16 protein-coding genes and 1 other RNA gene are annotated in these 15,661 nt (G+C 56.4%); 9 read left to right on the forward strand and 8 right to left on the reverse strand.

Annotated elements, in window-relative coordinates:
- Positions 1-23: 23 nt before the first annotated feature.
- From gatC to ssrA, 6 genes are all read left to right on the forward strand, one after another.
- On the forward strand, positions 24-299 hold the full coding sequence (gene gatC, locus B9A13_RS12635) for an Asp-tRNA(Asn)/Glu-tRNA(Gln) amidotransferase subunit GatC (protein ID WP_084235523.1): 276 nt from the start codon (positions 24-26) through the stop codon (positions 297-299).
- 38 nt (positions 300-337) lie between these two features.
- The gene (gene gatA, locus B9A13_RS12640; protein WP_084235524.1) at positions 338-1,798 is read left to right on the forward strand and encodes an Asp-tRNA(Asn)/Glu-tRNA(Gln) amidotransferase subunit GatA; all 1,461 of its coding nucleotides are present in this window, start codon (positions 338-340) and stop codon (positions 1,796-1,798) included.
- Complete coding sequence (gene gatB / locus B9A13_RS12645; RefSeq protein WP_084235525.1) at positions 1,795-3,216, forward strand: Asp-tRNA(Asn)/Glu-tRNA(Gln) amidotransferase subunit GatB; 1,422 nt, start codon at positions 1,795-1,797, stop codon at positions 3,214-3,216. The genes gatA and gatB overlap by 4 nt, the downstream gene beginning before the upstream one ends.
- Positions 3,217-3,265: 49 nt before the next feature.
- Positions 3,266-3,736, forward strand: coding sequence for an SsrA-binding protein SmpB (gene smpB / locus B9A13_RS12650; RefSeq protein WP_084235526.1), 471 nt, complete (start codon positions 3,266-3,268; stop codon positions 3,734-3,736).
- 42 nt (positions 3,737-3,778) lie between these two features.
- Positions 3,779-4,300, forward strand: a complete 522-nt coding sequence (locus B9A13_RS12655; RefSeq protein ID WP_084235527.1) for a peptidylprolyl isomerase — start codon at positions 3,779-3,781, stop codon at positions 4,298-4,300.
- A 103-nt stretch (positions 4,301-4,403) separates the two neighbouring features.
- Positions 4,404-4,752: a transfer-messenger RNA gene (ssrA, locus tag B9A13_RS12660) on the forward strand.
- A gap of 189 nt (positions 4,753-4,941) precedes the next feature.
- Here the strand turns inward: ssrA and B9A13_RS12665 are convergent.
- Positions 4,942-5,157: a helix-turn-helix domain-containing protein gene (locus B9A13_RS12665; protein WP_084235528.1), complete on the reverse strand. Its 216-nt coding sequence runs from the start codon at positions 5,155-5,157 to the stop codon at positions 4,942-4,944.
- Between the two features lie 105 nt (positions 5,158-5,262).
- On the opposite strand from B9A13_RS12665, the gene B9A13_RS12670 reads away from it, so the two are divergent.
- Entirely contained in the window at positions 5,263-5,466 is a 204-nt protein-coding gene (locus tag B9A13_RS12670) for a hypothetical protein (protein WP_084235529.1), read from the forward strand.
- 344 nt (positions 5,467-5,810) lie between these two features.
- Positions 5,811-7,196 carry an S-layer homology domain-containing protein gene (locus B9A13_RS12675; RefSeq protein ID WP_084235530.1) on the forward strand — a complete coding sequence of 462 codons (1,386 nt, stop codon included), beginning with the start codon at positions 5,811-5,813 and terminating at the stop codon, positions 7,194-7,196.
- A gap of 498 nt (positions 7,197-7,694) precedes the next feature.
- On the opposite strand, the gene B9A13_RS12680 is transcribed toward B9A13_RS12675, so the two are convergent.
- Together B9A13_RS12680 and B9A13_RS12685 are read right to left on the reverse strand one after the other, a co-directional pair.
- A complete protein-coding gene (locus B9A13_RS12680) occupies positions 7,695-7,988 on the reverse strand; it encodes a late competence development ComFB family protein (protein ID WP_084235531.1) in 294 nt (97 codons plus the stop codon).
- Positions 7,989-8,184: 196 nt separating this feature from the next.
- Complete coding sequence (locus B9A13_RS12685; protein WP_159448139.1) at positions 8,185-9,522, reverse strand: copper amine oxidase N-terminal domain-containing protein; 1,338 nt, start codon at positions 9,520-9,522, stop codon at positions 8,185-8,187.
- Positions 9,523-9,848: 326 nt separating this feature from the next.
- Between B9A13_RS12685 and B9A13_RS12690 the strand changes: the two genes are divergently transcribed.
- Entirely contained in the window at positions 9,849-10,916 is a 1,068-nt protein-coding gene (locus B9A13_RS12690; protein WP_084235575.1) for an endonuclease/exonuclease/phosphatase family protein, read from the forward strand.
- Between the two features lie 107 nt (positions 10,917-11,023).
- Here the strand turns inward: B9A13_RS12690 and B9A13_RS12695 are convergent, their stop codons facing one another.
- Genes B9A13_RS12695 through trpE form a run of 5 tightly spaced genes read right to left on the reverse strand, consistent with a single transcriptional unit; the run spans position 11,024 to position 15,520 of the window.
- Complete coding sequence (locus B9A13_RS12695; protein ID WP_084235533.1) at positions 11,024-11,671, reverse strand: phosphoribosylanthranilate isomerase; 648 nt, start codon at positions 11,669-11,671, stop codon at positions 11,024-11,026.
- Positions 11,668-12,450 carry an indole-3-glycerol phosphate synthase TrpC gene (trpC, locus tag B9A13_RS12700; protein WP_084235534.1) on the reverse strand — a complete coding sequence of 261 codons (783 nt, stop codon included), beginning with the start codon at positions 12,448-12,450 and terminating at the stop codon, positions 11,668-11,670. Before trpC ends, B9A13_RS12695 begins: the two co-directional genes overlap by 4 nt.
- 10 nt (positions 12,451-12,460) lie before the next feature.
- Complete coding sequence (gene trpD / locus B9A13_RS12705) at positions 12,461-13,468, reverse strand: anthranilate phosphoribosyltransferase (RefSeq protein WP_084235535.1); 1,008 nt, start codon at positions 13,466-13,468, stop codon at positions 12,461-12,463.
- 13 nt (positions 13,469-13,481) lie between these two features.
- The gene (locus B9A13_RS12710) at positions 13,482-14,048 is read right to left on the reverse strand and encodes an anthranilate synthase component II (RefSeq protein ID WP_084235536.1); all 567 of its coding nucleotides are present in this window, start codon (positions 14,046-14,048) and stop codon (positions 13,482-13,484) included.
- Complete coding sequence (trpE, locus tag B9A13_RS12715) at positions 14,048-15,520, reverse strand: anthranilate synthase component I (protein WP_084235537.1); 1,473 nt, start codon at positions 15,518-15,520, stop codon at positions 14,048-14,050. Before trpE ends, B9A13_RS12710 begins: the two co-directional genes overlap by 1 nt.
- Positions 15,521-15,661 lie beyond the last annotated feature (141 nt).

Here is a 15,661-nt window from a genome sequence, read left to right on the forward strand (position 1 = left end):
GCGCGGCAGAATGGAGCATCGTCATGATCACCCGTGAAGAAATCCTGGATCTCGCAGTTCTTGCCAAACTCTTTGTTTCGGAAGAGGAGCTGGACGCGCTGACGGAGGAAATGTCCAATATCATCTCCTTTGCCGACACCATCAACAACGCCGGTACGGAGGCGGAGTTTGACGGCATCAACCGGCTCTCAAACGTCTTCCGGGAGGACGTCCCCGCCCCCTCCTATCCCCAGGAGGAGATTCTGCGAAACGCAGGCGGCGGCGAGGATGGGTTTTTCCTCGTCAGACGCAGGGGATAACCGGAAGGCAACGAGCATCGGCGCAAGGAGGAAGACGCATGGGAAAGATCGCGCAGCTGCACAGGCTGCTGGAGACAAAAAAGATTTCCTGTAAGGAGCTTACGGAAGCATATCTGCGCGCCATCGAGGCGGACAACAAAGCCCTCAACGCTTATGTGAGGATTACCCCGGACACGGCGCTTCAGGCTGCCTGCGCGGTGGATAAAAAGATTGCCGCGGGAGAGGCCATCTGCCTTCTGGAGGGGATTCCCATGACCCTGAAGGACAACATCTCCACCCGGGGGATGGAGACCGCCTGCTGCAGCAGGATCCTCCAGGGGTACGTTCCCATCTATGACGCATTCGTCTGGCAGGAACTGAAGGCCAGGAACGCCGTCCTTCTGGGAAAGGCCAATATGGACGAATTCGCCATGGGCTCCACCTGCGAGAACTCCTGCTACGGAGGCGCGAAAAACCCCCGGAATCTCACTCACGTGTCCGGGGGCAGCAGCGGGGGCGCGGCTTCCGCCGTGGGCGGGAACCTGGCGGTCTACGGCCTGGGCTCGGACACGGGGGGCAGCATCCGGCAGCCTGCCAGCTTCTGCGGCCTCGTGGGGCTCAAGCCCACTTACGGCGCGGTTTCCCGCTTCGGCCTGGTGGCCTTCGCCTCCAGTCTCGACCAGATCGGGCCCATTACCCAGGACGCGGAGGACGCAGCCATTGTCTTCGACGCCATTTCCGGCAAGGACCCTCAGGATTCCACCAGCTGCGGCTCGGAGGAGCCCGCGGTCCCCGGTCTTTCCAAATCCCTTAGCGGCCTTCGCGTGGGGATCGCGGAGGAATATTTCGAGGGGATCCGGGGAGACGTAAAGGCCTCTCTGGAGCAGGCGATATCCGTTTTCCGGGAGATGGGGGCCGAGCTTGTCCCCGTGGGCCTGCCCTCCATTCGGTACGCCCTGCCGGTCTATTACATTCTGGCCTGCGCCGAGGCCTCCTCCAACCTGGGCCGCTACGACGGCATCCGGTACGGATATCAGGCCGCGGGGTACTCCAGCATTCACGACATGATCTGCCGCACCCGGAGCGAGGGATTCGGCGCCGAGGTGAAACGAAGGATCCTTCTGGGCACCTACGTGCTCAGCTCCGGCTACTACGACGCGTATTACAAGAAGGCTCAGAAGCTCCGGGGCGCCGTCATCCAAGACTTTACCGAGGCATTCTCCCGGTGCGATATGATCCTGGCCCCCACCGTGCCCATGACCGCCTTTGAGTCCGGCTCCGCCGGGCAGCGGGACGCGGTGGAAACCTACCTCACAGATATCTGCACCGTTCCCGTGAACATCGCCGGGATCCCCGCCGTGTCGGTCCCCTGCGGGCTGGACGGGGAAGGGCTTCCCATCGGCATGCAGCTCATCGGGAACCACTTCCGGGAAAGGACCATTCTGAACGCCGCCCGGCAGTACGAGGAGGCCACCGGAAGGGTCTGGATCCGCAGCGCGGAAATGGGGGTAAAATTATGAGCTGGGAAATGGTGTGCGGGCTGGAAACCCATGTGGAGCTTTCCACCCAGACGAAAATTTTCTGCTCCTGCCGTGTCAGGTTCGGCGGGGAGCCCAACACCAACTGCTGTCCCATCTGCGTGGGGCACCCGGGGACCCTTCCGAAGCTCAACCGGGAGGTCGTGCGCTACGCCATCATGGCGGGGTTGGTGATGAACTGCGAGATCCGCGGGGACGCCCGGATGGACCGGAAAAACTACGTCTATCCCGACCTTCCCAAGGCCTATCAGATCTCCCAGTACGACAAGCCCCTGTGCGAGCATGGGCATGTCACCCTCTCCTCGGGCCGGGAAATCGGGATCACGAGGATCCATATCGAGGAGGACGCGGGCAAACTGGTGCACCAGGGGGGCAACACCTTCGTGGATTATAACCGGGGGGGCGTGCCCCTCATCGAGATCGTCACCGAACCGGATTTCCGGAGCGCGTCCGAAATCCGGGAGTATCTGGAGCAGCTTCAGCTTCTCATGAAATCCATCGGGATTTCCGACTGCAAAATGCAGGAGGGGTCTCTGCGCTGCGACGTCAACCTGTCCGTGCGCCCGGCCGGAAGCAAAAAGCTGGGGACCCGGGCGGAAATCAAGAATATGAACTCCTTTTCCTTCATCGAAAAGGCAGTGGACTACGAGTTTCACCGGCAGATCGATCTCATAGAGTCGGGAGAAAAGGTCGTTCAGGAGACCCGCCGCTACAACGACGGGGACAATACCACCGAGTCCATGCGCAGCAAGGAGGACGCCCACGACTACCGGTACTTCCGGGAACCCGACCTGGTGGCCATCGTGACGACGCGGGAGGAAGTCGAGGCAATCCGGGCCCTGCTTCCCGAACTTCCCGATACAAAGCTCGCCCGCTACATCTCCTCCTTCGGACTTTCCGACGCGGACGCCCGTCTTCTGGTCCGGTACCCGAAAATCTGCGAATATTTCGAGGCCGCCGCCCGGGGCCTTAAAAATCCCAAGGCCGTCTCCAATTTCATCCTGGGACAGATCTTCCGCACTTTGGAAACCGAGGAGGACAAGGAAGCCGCCCGGATTTCCGTTTCCGCGGAGCATCTCCGGGAGCTGTGCTCCATGATGGAAGCCCAGGGTCTGCGGCTGAACCTGGCCAAGGCCGCCCTGGACAAAATGCTGGAGACCGGAGAGCCGGCCGCCCGGTTCATCACGAAGGAGGACCTCGAGGGAGTAGACGAGGACGCGCTCCTGGCCATCTGCCGGGCTGCCGTCGAGGCCAATCCCAAGGTGGTCTCCGACTATCTGGGAGGCAAGGAAAAGGCCGTCAAGTCCCTCATCGGCCAAGTGATGCGGGAAACCCGCGGCAAGGCGGATGCGGTACTGGCCGAGGAGCTGCTCATCCGGTGTATGCGGGAAAAGGCCTGAGCATACTCTATTATGGAATCATCCGTCCCCGCGGAAAGGAGGTGTTCCCGTGGAACCAAAGGGCATCAAGGTGGTGGCCAAAAACCCCAAGGCGTGGCATGACTATTTTGTGGAAGACAAATTCGAGGCCGGCATCGAGCTGTTCGGCACGGAGGTCAAGTCCGTCCGCCAGGGAACGCTGAACCTGAAGGACTCCTACTGCACAGTTTCCGACGGGGAGCTTTTCCTCCGGGGCATGCACATCAGCCCCTATGAAAAGGGCAACATTTTTAACAAGGATCCGGTCCGGCCCCGCAGGCTCCTGATGCATAAAAAGGAGATCCTCCGGCTTTACGGGCGCATCCGGCAGGACGGATACGCCCTGATCCCCCTCTCGGTCTATTTCAAAAACGCCCGTGTCAAGGTGGAGCTGGGACTCGCCAAGGGCAAGAAGCTCCACGACAAGCGGGAGGCCGAAGCGGAAAAAGACGCCCGGCGGGAGATGGACCGGAGCATGAAGGACCGAAGGCGGGACGACTGACGGCGTTCCCGGCATTTTTATCTAGGAAGGGAAGGAATTCTCATGAGTCAAAATCCGGTGGCAACCTTTGAAATGGAAGGCGGCGGCGTCATCCGCGCCGAGCTTTATCCAGAGATCGCCCCCAACACCGTAAACAATTTCATTTTCATGGCGAACGCAAATTTTTACGACGGACTTATCTTTCACCGTGTAATCCCCGGCTTCATGATCCAGGGCGGCTGTCCCCGGGGAAACGGCACCGGCGGCCCGGGATACAACATCAAGGGAGAGTTCTCCGGCAACGGATTTCCCAACGACCTTGCCCACACCCGGGGCGTTTTATCCATGGCCCGGGCCCAGAACCCCAACTCCGCGGGATGCCAGTTTTTCATCATGGTGGCGGACGCGCCGTACCTGGACGGGCAGTACGCGGCTTTCGGCAAGGTCATCGAGGGAATGCAAGAGGCCGACCGCATCGTGAACGTGAAGCGGAGCCGCTCGGACGCGCCGCTGACGCCTCAGAAGATGCTCCGGGTCCGTGTGGAAACCTTCGGCCAGGAGTATCCGCCTCCCGAACAGGTGTAAGTTCATTTCCAGTTTCCCAAGGCAATCATTTCCCTTTTCAGCGCCCTTTCCATCGTGTATACTGTTGATACGGGACGCGGTTTCGTCTCAGCGTCCCGTCCGCGGGGGTGTACCGGTTTCGACGGGGGTGTGGAGGCGGGATAAGCGGGCAGCGGCGCCCAACCGCTTTAATATGGGCATCTTTATAAATTAAAGAACAACAATAAACTCGCTTACGCTGCGTAATTAACGCGGCCGTCCGCCCCGGAAGGACCACGAGCCGGGGTTGGGCGTGACTGAGTGGTGCACGTGTCCGCGGTAAGCTTTGCCCGCGGCATGTAAAATGAAGCTACCGGAACCCGGAGAGTGACGGCTTTCGCCGGGGAAAGGGAATTCTAAATAACCGTCTGCGCCCGGAGAAATTCCCGTCAAAGTGCTTTCGGACAGGGGTTCAACTCCCCTCACCTCCACCAAAAAGAAGAACAGGCTATGCCTGTTCTTCTTTTTGGGTACCGAGGGACATTTTATCTGCTCGGGGCAAATGAATTGCCCCGGCATCAAGGATTTGCGCGAAGCGCAAACCGCTTGTTACGCGCGACTCCGCGCGCCCCGCCGGAGGCGGGGTATTGTTATGCAGCAACCATAATAACCAATTAATATCTCTATCTTGGATACGGTTTACTTACATCCGTCCGGTTTACCAGATAATCGATGCTGGTGCCGAACAGGTCGGCGAGTTTGTCCAGGACGGAGACGGGGATATTCAGATTTCCGAGTTCGTAGTCGGAATACGTGGTCTGGTGGATGCTGAGATAGGCGGCCATCTGGGCCTGGGTCAGGTCTTTGTCCTCCCGCATATTGCGGATTCTTTCGTACATGCCGGTCACCTCAATCCAATTATGCAATAAGGGTATATCCCTTATTTACTTTTAAGGTATATTCCCTTGAAATGGATTGAAGTATACTATATGGGAGGGATACCTATGAACCGGGAGGAAATAGAAATACAGCGTAAATGCATGGAGGACTCTATTGCAAGCATCAGCGCCAAGGTTGCCGACGCGGTGAAACTGGCGCAGCTGTCCGCGGCTCTTTCCGCCGATTCGGAGGCAAGACTTGTTCAGGCGGCTTTGGAGCTGGAGGAATTATATATCTCATTAAACTCCGCCGCTCCCGAAAATTCATAGGGCAAAGAACAAAAAGGGTCCTTTATCTTTACTCCGCCCGGTGTGATAGCTTCTTCCCTGAATTGTTTGTCGTATGTCGTGCCATTATCGCTTCAAACCTTTCACCTTGATTCTATCTCTTTTTAAGCATTTTGCGATTCTGCTTTTATCGCAGCACTCCAGTATTCTCCAAAAGAGGGTATTGCAAACAAAGTTGGTTCGGAGTATATTATAGATAAAGATACATTCTTTATAATACCTCCGAGGAAAACACCCCCGAGGGCAAACTGTGCGGCTCTGAGGAGTACATAGCGGAACGATATGACTTCCTCTGAGGTAAAAAAACAGAGGAGGTCATTTTTTTTATGAAAAAACGCATTCTTACCCTTGCGTTGGCACTTATCATGTGCCTAAGCCTTTTCCCCGCGACCGCGCTGGCGGCATATACTCCGAAGTATACTGCATACGCCGACAGGCTCAACGTGTTGGGGCTGTTCAATGGCACGGGCACGGATTCAAACGGGCACCCGATTTATCAGTTGGACCGGGCTCCGACACGCGCTGAGGCGTTGGTCATGTTGATTCGACTGCTTGGCGAGGAGGAAAATGCCAAAAGCTACACAGGCGAAAACCCATTTACGGATACCGAATCGAGTTGGGCCAAAGCATATGTGGCCTACGCATACAGCAAGGGCTACACGACCGGCGTGTCGGCAACAGCATTTAACCCGAATACAACGGCTACCGCAAACATGTATCTGACTTTCCTTCTGCGCGCACTGGGCTATAGTGACAAATCCGGTGATTTCAGTTACAGCACGGCCTATCTGAAAGCTGCGGAGACAGGTGTGTGCAAAAGCGGACAATATACATCCGATACCTTCTATCGTGACGACTGCGTGTATACCAGCTATAACGCGCTGTCAGCCGAAATCAAGGACGCGGGCGTGACGCTGGCGAAAACGCTTGCGGACAAGGGCGTAATAAGCGCTGGCTATGCCGAAACGTTCGGGCTGACGGGCGCGGCAGATACGGGCTCGGATAAGCTCTATCTTCTGGTAAAGGCGACCAATAACTACGGATATGATACATATTCCTATGATTCCCACGGAAACCTGCTGACGGATACGTTCACCCTGAATAATGGCGGCGGAATGACGCTGACATACAGCTATATCTACAATACGGATGGTAGTGTGCAGACAACTACATATAACAACGCAAATGAAACTTACACATACGCCTATACATACAACGCCGACGGCAGCGTTGCCTCCATGCTGGAAACCTACGATAATGCGTCGGGCGGCGGCACACAGATGAAGCACACCTACACCTATGACGCCTTCGGCAATCTGCTCACGGAGAGAAACGCCAATGTTTATTATCCCAGCAACGTGCTTTTGGAGGAATACACCTATGACGCCTTCGGAAACCCGCTCACCTACAGCTATACGCAGGACGGAGAGCTGTGGGAGAGTACCCGGTACACATACACTTACGACGCCGCGGGCAGAGTGCTGACCGAGAAGCAGCTGCATACATATTCTTCGTCCTCCGACGAAACGAATGTGGAATACACCTACGACAGCGCCGGCAACTGCGTCAGGATGAAATACGCTGACAGCTCAATGGCTTATATGATTGAATATGGATACGACAGCAACGGTTGCCTGATTTCCCAGAAGCGGTTTCTGGAGGACGGCGTCACGCTGGACTTCACCACCACATACGAATATAAAGAGTTTTAACGGCTGCTTCGGCGGTATTATGGTGTTCAGCAGTTCATTTCTGGATTCATCGCATAGCGATTACGGCAAGTTTGGATTATACAAGAGATCGGGTGCCAGGAGAACGGTTTTCTTGGCGCACCGAGAGAGTAAAAGGAATGATTCCGTGCATGTCCATACTCCTTAAGTATAATTTGCAGATTTTGTCACGGCAAAACTGATTAAACAGCTATAGCCGTATGAAAACCGCAAAGCCGCCGGCAAATACAGCACCGTTCGTATTTGAGTTGAGTCGATCCGCCAAAAAAGAAGAACAGGCTATGCCTGTTCTTCTTTTTTGGTATCGTGGGTTATTTCATCTGTTCGGGGCAAATGAATTGCCCCGGCATTAAGGTTTTGTGCGAAGCGTAAAACGCTTGTTACGAGCGGCTCCGCGCACCCCGCCGGAAGCGGGGTTCATACTGCACAGGCCGAATAGCCTGTTTTTTAAAGAAGGTTTATCTCAAAAGCCGCAGCTTGTCAGTGGAACGGGTGCTCCTTAACGGTCATGAGGGCTTTCATGACTTCAACCGTCAGATTGGTCTGATAATTGACCTCCACATCTTCCAGTTGGCCCAATAAAGCTCCCTTTTCCGTGGTCACATAGTGGGAGGGAAGATTATTCAAAGCAATCGCGCATGCGTTGAGACGGCATTTTTCGCAGCCGCACATATCAAGGCTCTTTATCATCTCATCCACTTTCTGCTTTACCATTTCCTCGACGATATTTACCAATACCATTTCACCGTTATCGTTTTTCGTAAGTTTATCCATTTATTTCATCTTCTTTCAAGCGTTTATCAGGCTCAGCTTTCGGAACGAGCAGGTGTGAAATTATATCTGAACAGTACGTCAAATATTCTAGCATAGAATTATCCGTCCAACAATGCCGGCGGTGCTTCCTTGTATCCAAACTCCGGCCGGCTTCGTCTCCTGCGATACGGCCGGTCCGGCAGAGCAGGAAAATTCCTCACCCGGCGCAGGGCCTCTCGTAAAGGTAGACTATGAAAGTGCCGTCATCGCAGTAGGTTTTTTCCCGGTCCGTAACGACCACATAGTCCGGCGCGGCGTCTTTTCGGAAATAGACGGGCAGCTTGCTCATCTGCAGGGGCGTACCTCCGCTCCACATGCCTTTCAAATAGGAGGCGTAGGCCTCCATCACCGGATCCTCTTCCGCGGAAACATGGTATCTGTTTTCATACGCCGCGTAGATATACCCGCAGAATTCCGTCGCAGCTACACGAAGATTTTCTCCGTCCATCGCCATGTAGTAACTTTTCAGCTGATCCATCAGGGGCAGAAGATAGGCGCTCGCGCTGTCTTTCCCGTCATACTGCTGCAGGGCGGTGAACACCACCTGGGGGTTCCCGGTGAGAATTGCCTTCTCCAGAACCTCCGTGCCGATAACCTCCGCCATCATCCGGACGGCGATGACCCAGGGGCGATAGTCGCTGGCATAGTCCGCGGCGCCGCTGAATTCCTCAGCCAGTGTTTCCACAAGGGCTTCCGAGATAAATTCGCAGCTTTTGAGATTTCCGGCGATAATATGATTGACCTCGTGATAAAAGGTGTTATAGTAGTATACTTGATTGAGCGCCGCAGTAAATTTGCCGTCGTCGACGGCAATCGTGTTCGCGGCGGTGTCCGCCCATCCGTCCAGGCCCTGCTCCAGGCTGCCGTGGCTGATTCTCAGAGTGGAGAACTTGTTCGCGACCGAAGCCGCCTGATCATCCGTCAGCGTGAGGTTGGCAAACAGCCGCTGGGCGTAGTCGGTGAGAACCTCTCGGTCCTCCTGGCTGATACCGGTATTCCTTCCGATGGCGGCAACAATGGCGGCGGTGTGATCGTCACACTCCCCATAGTCTCTTTCGTGAAGGGACACGGTCACCGTCCAGTTCTCTCCGTCCCAGCCCACGTCGGAACCGAAAGCCTCCAGCACGGCGCGGATGGGAAGATAAGTGCGGTTGTTTTTCGCAACGGCGGCGGTGTCAATCTCCTCCGGCACCCCGTTTACGATAATGCGGTTCTCGCCGATGGGGACCACGACGGTGACGCCGTTTTTGTAAACGACGGCCCGGTAGTTCTCGTTGTCCCAAGTGACCTCGCAGCCGCAGGCTTCCATGGTGACCCGGAGCGGGACCAGCGTTCTGCTGTTGGAATCGACAAAGGGACTTCCGCTGGACTCCGTAAACTCCACCTGGGTCCCGTCTATCTCAACGCCCACCGCTTTTTCCGCCGCAGCGGAAACCGGCAGGATCATCAGTGTTATGCAGAGGATCAGCGCGGCGCTCAACAGCTTTCGTTTCATAAGCGGCTCCTTACAAACAAACATTAAACCAATATTAGCTCATTTATCAGGTAAATACAACCTTATTATCCATACTCTCCCCCCCCTCCCCATTTCAATACCAGTACACTTTTTTACCCGGCGGAGTTTCCCGCTGTTTTTATAATAAAGAGCGCGGAGCTTCCCGTTTCATTTTTCTTGTGAAACCCGCAGGTCCATATTACAATAAAGACAGGCGGACCCGTTTCAGGCGGCTGCCTTATAAATACAGCATGGGATCCGCCGCAGAATGCATTACCTCCTTTCAGCTCACCCGTTTACCGGAAAAAACGATTCAGGGAGGCCTTATGAAGAAGCTGATGAAAATGATCGCCATTGTGATTTTAGTCGTGGTTCTGGCGGCGGGGAGCTATGTCGCGTATGTCTTTATCGCGTATCACCGCGTGGAGGACAATCTTGCGCTGGAAGTCGACGGTGTTTCCTCCGACATGCCGCAGCCGGGCGTTACCTATACTCTGACGACCTTCAACGTGGGCTACGGGGCGTACAGCAGGGATTACAGCTTTTTCATGGACGGCGGCAAGTACTCCAGGGCATACAGCAAAGAGGAAGTCGATAAAAACATCACCGGCGCTGCCGGCGTCATCTCCAACATCAGCCCGGACTTCGCCTTCTTCCAGGAGGTGGACACCAACGCCACAAGAAGTTACCATGTGGACGAGTATGCCATGTTTCAGGATAACTTCCCCGCCTGCTCGTCGGTATTCGCCGTCAACTACGACTCCCCGTATCTTCTTTATCCCATCACGGATCCCATCGGCAAATCCGTGTCCGGCATCGCCACCTTCTCGAAATACTTCATCCGCTCATCTCTCCGCCGCAGCCTACCTTTGGAATCGGGCTTCCGCAAGCTGCTGGATCTGGACCGCTGTTATACCGTGACAAGGATCCCCGTTTCAAACAGTAAGGAGCTTATCCTGATAAACGTTCACCTCTCTGCCTTCACGGCGGATGTCACCATCGGCGAAGAGCAGCTGAAAATGCTCTTCGAAGACGCCCAACGCGAATACGATTCGGGCAATTACGTCATTGTGGGCGGCGATTTCAACAAGGACCTGATGGGCAATTCGCCTGAGCTCTTCGGCACGACCCGGGAGACACCCGTCTGGGCCAAGCCGATCAACACGGAGCTGATCCCGGACTGCTTTACCCTCGTACGCCCGGAAAACAAGGAGGATCTTCTTCCCACCCTCCGCTCCACCGACGCGGGCTATGTGGAGGGAGTGTCGTTTGTAACCGTTCTCGACGGCTTTCTCGTTTCCGATAATATAACGGTGGTTCATGAAGCGCATATCCAGGCCGGCTTCCTCTCCTCGGACCACAACCCGGTGCTGCTGCAGTTCCAGCTGGATTAAAAAAACCGGCAGGCACGACAAGCAAAAACGATCCCGCCTCTTTCGAGGCGGGATCGTTTTCTTCGCTGTTGAGAGAGCTGCCGGCTACTTTCCGGGGAAACCGTTTCTTATCCACAGGACTGGCTGTCTGCCTGGATACGGCTTATTTCATACTTTCTTGCCGCTCTTACCGCGGACAGTATTTTGTACCCGTCTTTCACCCCGTCCGTTTCCACCCCGGAGCTTACGTCCAGGGCATAGGGGCGGCAGAGCTTCACCGCTTCCGGTATGTTTTCCGGCGTGAGCCCTCCCGCCAGGATAAACGGGCGCCGAAAAGAGAGCAGCAGCGACCAGTCGAAGCGTTCTCCCGTGCCGCATCCGTTGTCCAGGAGGACCCGGTCGGCCACGCACTTTGCGGCGGCCTCCAGGGTTTTCTCCGATCGGATTTTATGCGCCTTCCAGATCTCTGCGCCGGGGAGCATACCGCGCAGCTCTTCCAAGTAAGCGTCGTTTTCATCGCCGTGCAGCTGGATTATGCTGATACTGCCCTCCCGGTAGATTTGCGCGATCTGCTCTTTCGACGACCCGACAAACACCCCGACGGTCCTTATCTTCGGGTCGATTGCCTCCCGCAGTTTACTCGCCTCTTCCGGCGGGAGATACCGCCTGCTTTTTTCGTAAAACACGAAGCCCGCGTAATCCGGCATGGCGTCGTTAACGTACTTTGCATCCTGCGGCCGGAACAGTCCGCATATCTTGATTTTCGTCCCGCTCATTCCGCCGCCCTCCGGAAGGATGCGAGCAGTGCTTTTTTGTCCTCCGATCTCATCAGTGCCTCGCCGATGAGCACCGCGTCCGCGCCGATTGCTTTGAGTGAAGCAACGTTCGAGGGCGATGAGACGCCGGATTCGGCAACGAACAGCGCCGGGGCCGGTATTTTATCCCGCAGTCTTGCGGCGTTGGACAGGTCCACGGAAAAATTTTTCAGATTCCGGTTGTTAACTCCGATGATCCGGGCGCCCGCTGAAACCGCAGATACGATTTCCCCTTCGTCATGGACCTCCACCAGGGCCGAAATGCCCAGTTCGCCGCAGATTCCGAGATACCGCGCCATCGTGACCGTGTCCAGGAGCGCGCAGATCAGGAGCACCGCGTCCGCTCCCATGCACTTGGCCTCGTACAGCTGATATTCGTCCACCGTGAAATCCTTGCGAAGCATGGGAAGGGAAATCGCGGCGCGGATCTCCCGGAATATTTCATCCGAACCTAAAAACCACTTGGGCTCCGTGAGGCAGGAGACGCAGTCCGCGCCCGCCTCTTCGTATTCCTTTGCGATTTCCCGGTATGGAAAGATCTCCGAAATTACGCCTTTGGATGGGGACGCCTTTTTCACTTCGCAGATGAAGGACATTCCGGGGACCCTCAGGGTGCGTTCAAAGGAAAATTCCCCTCTGGGAAGCCGCAAGGCAGCATCGTGCAGCTCATCAAGGCCGATCCTTTTCTTTGCCTGTTCCACCCGCCCGGCGGCATGGGCGGCAAGTTCGCTCAGTATCATATCGCTCCCCCTACCGGTTGGACTGCCGGATGAATTCCTCCAGCTTGGCCTTTGCCCTTCCGCTGTCAATGAGCTCCGCGGCAAGACGCACGCCGCCCGCCAGGGAATCGGCTTTCCCCGCGATATATAAGCCCGCGCCTGCGTTTAAAAGCACCGCCTCCCGCTTCGCGCCCGCCGCGCCGCTTACTATATCCAAAGTGATCTGCGCGTTTTCCCCGGGCGTGCCGCCCTCCAGGTCCGCCTTTTCGCAGGATACAAAGCCGAAGTCCTCCGGCCGGATCCTGTATGTGCGGAAAGCGTTTCCGTCATATTCGCAGACCAACGTGGGGGAAGACATGGAGATCTCGTCCAGCCCGTCCGTTCCGTATACCACCATAAGGCGCTTGACGCCGAGGTTTGCCAGCACACGGGCCAGCGGTTCCACCAGCGCTTCTGAATACACGCCGAGGACCTGCAGATTGGCCGAGGCGGGATTGGTCAGCGGCCCCAGGATATTGAATATGGTGCGCACCCCCAGCTCTTTTCGCACCGGAGCGACATACTTCATGGAGGCGTGGTAGCTCTGTGCAAAGAGAAAACAGATCCCGACGGTATCCAGCAGCTCCACGCACTTTGCCGGAGACAGACTGATCTTCACCCCCAGCGCCTCCAGAACATCCGCCGCGCCGCTTCTGGAGGAAGCCGCGCGGTTGCCGTGCTTGGACACCTTTACGCCCCCGGCGGCGATGACGATGGAAGCCGTGGTGGAAATGTTGAAGGATTTCGCGCCGTCGCCTCCGGTTCCGACGATCTCCAGGAGATCCTGCCCATACCTCACGGGCGTCGCGTGGGCCCGCATCCCGGCGGCGCAGGCGGTGATTTCCTCGACGGTTTCCCCCTTGACGGAAAGGGCCGCCAGAAACGCCGCGGTCTGTACCTGGGAGGTCTGGCCGTTCATGATCTCATCGATAACGGCAGCGGACTCCTCATACGTCAGGTTTTCCTTATCAATCAGTTTTGCGGTTGCTTCCTTAATCATGGCGGGGCTCCTTTCAAAGTTTCAGAAAATTCCGGATGATCTGCATCCCGTCCGGCGTCAAAATGGATTCCGGGTGAAACTGCAGGCCGAAAACAGGGTATTCGCGGTGCATCACGGCCATGATCTCCCCTTCGTCGGTTTCGGCCGTGACGCGCAGGCAGGCGGGGACGGTATCCCGCATTGCCGCGAGGGAGTGATATCTGCCGGCTCTGATCCGCTTCGGCATACCGCCAAACAGTGGGCAGGCATCGTCCAGAATAACCTCGGACTGCTTGCCGTGCATCATCCGTTTCGCGTGGGAAACGGTGGCTCCGAAGGCCTGACAGATCGCCTGATGCCCGAGGCATACCCCCAGCAGCGGGAACTCTTTCCCCAGCTCGGCCGCGGCGGCAACGCAGATGCCCGCGTCCCGGGGGTATCCCGGCCCGGGAGATAAAATGACGTGGGACGGGCGCAGCGCCCGGATCTCTTCCACGGATATTTCGTCGTTTCGGATGACCCGGATCTCCGGGTCCACCGTCCCGACAAACTGATACAGGTTGTAGGAAAAGCTGTCGTAGTTGTCGATGAGCAGTACCATCAGTCCAGTCCCTCCTGTGCGATCTCAAGGGCGCGGACAACGGCTTTCGCCTTGTTGATGCACTCCTGGTATTCGTTTTCCGGCACGCTGTCGGCCACGATGCCCGCGCCCGAACGGACAAACACCTTGCCGTTCTTTTTGAACGCGATCCGGATGGCGATGCAGGTGTCCAGATTGCCGGTGAAATCGAGATATCCGATGGCGCCGCCGTATATACCGCGCTTGTTGTTTTCCAGCTCGTTGATGATTTCGCAGGCCCGGATTTTCGGCGCGCCGGACAGAGTCCCGGCGGGGAGCACCGCGTCCACCGCGCTCACCGCGTCCTTGTCCTCCCGGATGGCGCCGCGGACGGTGGAACCGATGTGCATGACGTGAGAAAACCGCTCTATGCTCATGTAGCTTTCCACCTCTACGCTCCCGAACCGGCTGATCTTCCCGATGTCGTTGCGTCCCAGGTCCACCAGCATGTTGTGCTCGGCCCGCTCCTTTTCGTCGGCCAAAAGCTCCTCTTCCAGCCGTTTGTCCTCTTCCTCCGTTTTGCCCCTGGGCCGGGTCCCGGCCAGGGGGAAGGTGTGCAGCACTCCGTTTTCCAGCTTCACCAGGGTTTCCGGGGAAGCGCCGGCGATCTCGATGTCGTCGCTGGAGAAGTAGAACATGTACGGTGACGGGTTTATCGTCCGGAGAACGCGGTAGGTGTCCAGAAGGCTCCCTTCGAAATCCGCGTCCAGCCGGTTGGAAAGTACCACCTGAAAAATATCGCCCTCGCGGATGTATTCCTTCGCTCTTTTCACCATCCGACAGAATTCTTCTTTGCCGAACAGCTTCCGGACCGGCGACGTTATCCTTCCGGGCACATCCTTTTTAGGGACTCCGTGTAATATAAGCTCCTTCATGCTTTTCAGTTCCATTTCCGCCCGGTTGTACTCCGTTTCCATCTCCCCGCAGCGAACGTTGACGATGAGGATAATCTTCTGCCGGAAGTTGTCAAAGGCAATCACCTTGTCAAAGAGCATCAGGTCCACGTCCTTGAAGTTTTCCTCGTCTTTCGCGTCCAGCACCAGGGAGCTTTCGGCGTATTTGATGAAGTCATAGGAGAAATAGCCCACCAGTCCGCCGGTAAAAGAGGGCAGGTACTCAAAATGCGGGCTTCGGTTGTCCGCCAGCACCTGCCGGATCACGTCCCCTGGATTTTTCGTATCCAACACTATGGACGTGCCCATTTTGACCGTCATCTTTCCGTCGGTGCATGTCAGTTCCATTTCGGGGTCGTATCCCAGGAAGGTATAGCGCCCCCACATCCGGTTGTTCTCCGCGGATTCCAGCATATAGCAGTGTTTGCTGACGTTTTTCAGCCTGCGCAGCACTTCCATGGGGGTGCTGACGTCGGAATAGAGCTCGCAGCTTACCGGGAGCACCTGATACACCCCCGTTTCGGCCAGTTTTTTCGCTTCCATGAACGTAGGTCTTATCATCTTCCCGGCCCGCCTTTCTCTCATCGGTTTTTGATTCCCTGCCAGGAACGGCAAAAAAGCCCGTCCCTGACATTTCTGTCAAGGACGAGCCTGAACTCGCGGTGCCACCTTGATTCACGGAATATTGCAGCCGTGCGCTTT

The organism is Papillibacter cinnamivorans DSM 12816 (genome assembly GCF_900176335.1).
Lineage (GTDB): Bacteria > Bacillota > Clostridia > Oscillospirales > Oscillospiraceae > Papillibacter > Papillibacter cinnamivorans.

Bases quoted from the DNA above. Each gene is read 5' to 3' on its own strand.
- gatA (WP_084235524.1), top strand. From the start codon at position 338: ATGGGAAAGATCGCGCAGCTGCACAGGCTGCTGGAGACAAAAAAGATT.
- B9A13_RS12695 (WP_084235533.1), bottom strand. From the start codon at position 11,671: ATGAGCGGGACGAAAATCAAGATATGCGGACTGTTCCGGCCGCAGGAT.
- B9A13_RS12665 (WP_084235528.1), bottom strand. From the start codon at position 5,157: ATGTACGAAAGAATCCGCAATATGCGGGAGGACAAAGACCTGACCCAG.
- B9A13_RS12685 (WP_159448139.1), bottom strand. From the start codon at position 9,522: ATGAAACGAAAGCTGTTGAGCGCCGCGCTGATCCTCTGCATAACACTG.
- B9A13_RS12710 (WP_084235536.1), bottom strand. From the start codon at position 14,048: ATGGTACTGCTCATCGACAACTACGACAGCTTTTCCTACAACCTGTAT.
- B9A13_RS12675 (WP_084235530.1), top strand. From the start codon at position 5,811: ATGAAAAAACGCATTCTTACCCTTGCGTTGGCACTTATCATGTGCCTA.
- gatB (WP_084235525.1), top strand. From the start codon at position 1,795: ATGAGCTGGGAAATGGTGTGCGGGCTGGAAACCCATGTGGAGCTTTCC.
- B9A13_RS12690 (WP_084235575.1), top strand. From the start codon at position 9,849: ATGAAGAAGCTGATGAAAATGATCGCCATTGTGATTTTAGTCGTGGTT.
- B9A13_RS12655 (WP_084235527.1), top strand. From the start codon at position 3,779: ATGAGTCAAAATCCGGTGGCAACCTTTGAAATGGAAGGCGGCGGCGTC.
- gatC (WP_084235523.1), top strand. From the start codon at position 24: ATGATCACCCGTGAAGAAATCCTGGATCTCGCAGTTCTTGCCAAACTC.
- trpE (WP_084235537.1), bottom strand. From the start codon at position 15,520: ATGATAAGACCTACGTTCATGGAAGCGAAAAAACTGGCCGAAACGGGG.
- B9A13_RS12680 (WP_084235531.1), bottom strand. From the start codon at position 7,988: ATGGATAAACTTACGAAAAACGATAACGGTGAAATGGTATTGGTAAAT.
- B9A13_RS12670 (WP_084235529.1), top strand. From the start codon at position 5,263: ATGAACCGGGAGGAAATAGAAATACAGCGTAAATGCATGGAGGACTCT.
- trpD (WP_084235535.1), bottom strand. From the start codon at position 13,468: ATGATTAAGGAAGCAACCGCAAAACTGATTGATAAGGAAAACCTGACG.
- trpC (WP_084235534.1), bottom strand. From the start codon at position 12,450: ATGATACTGAGCGAACTTGCCGCCCATGCCGCCGGGCGGGTGGAACAG.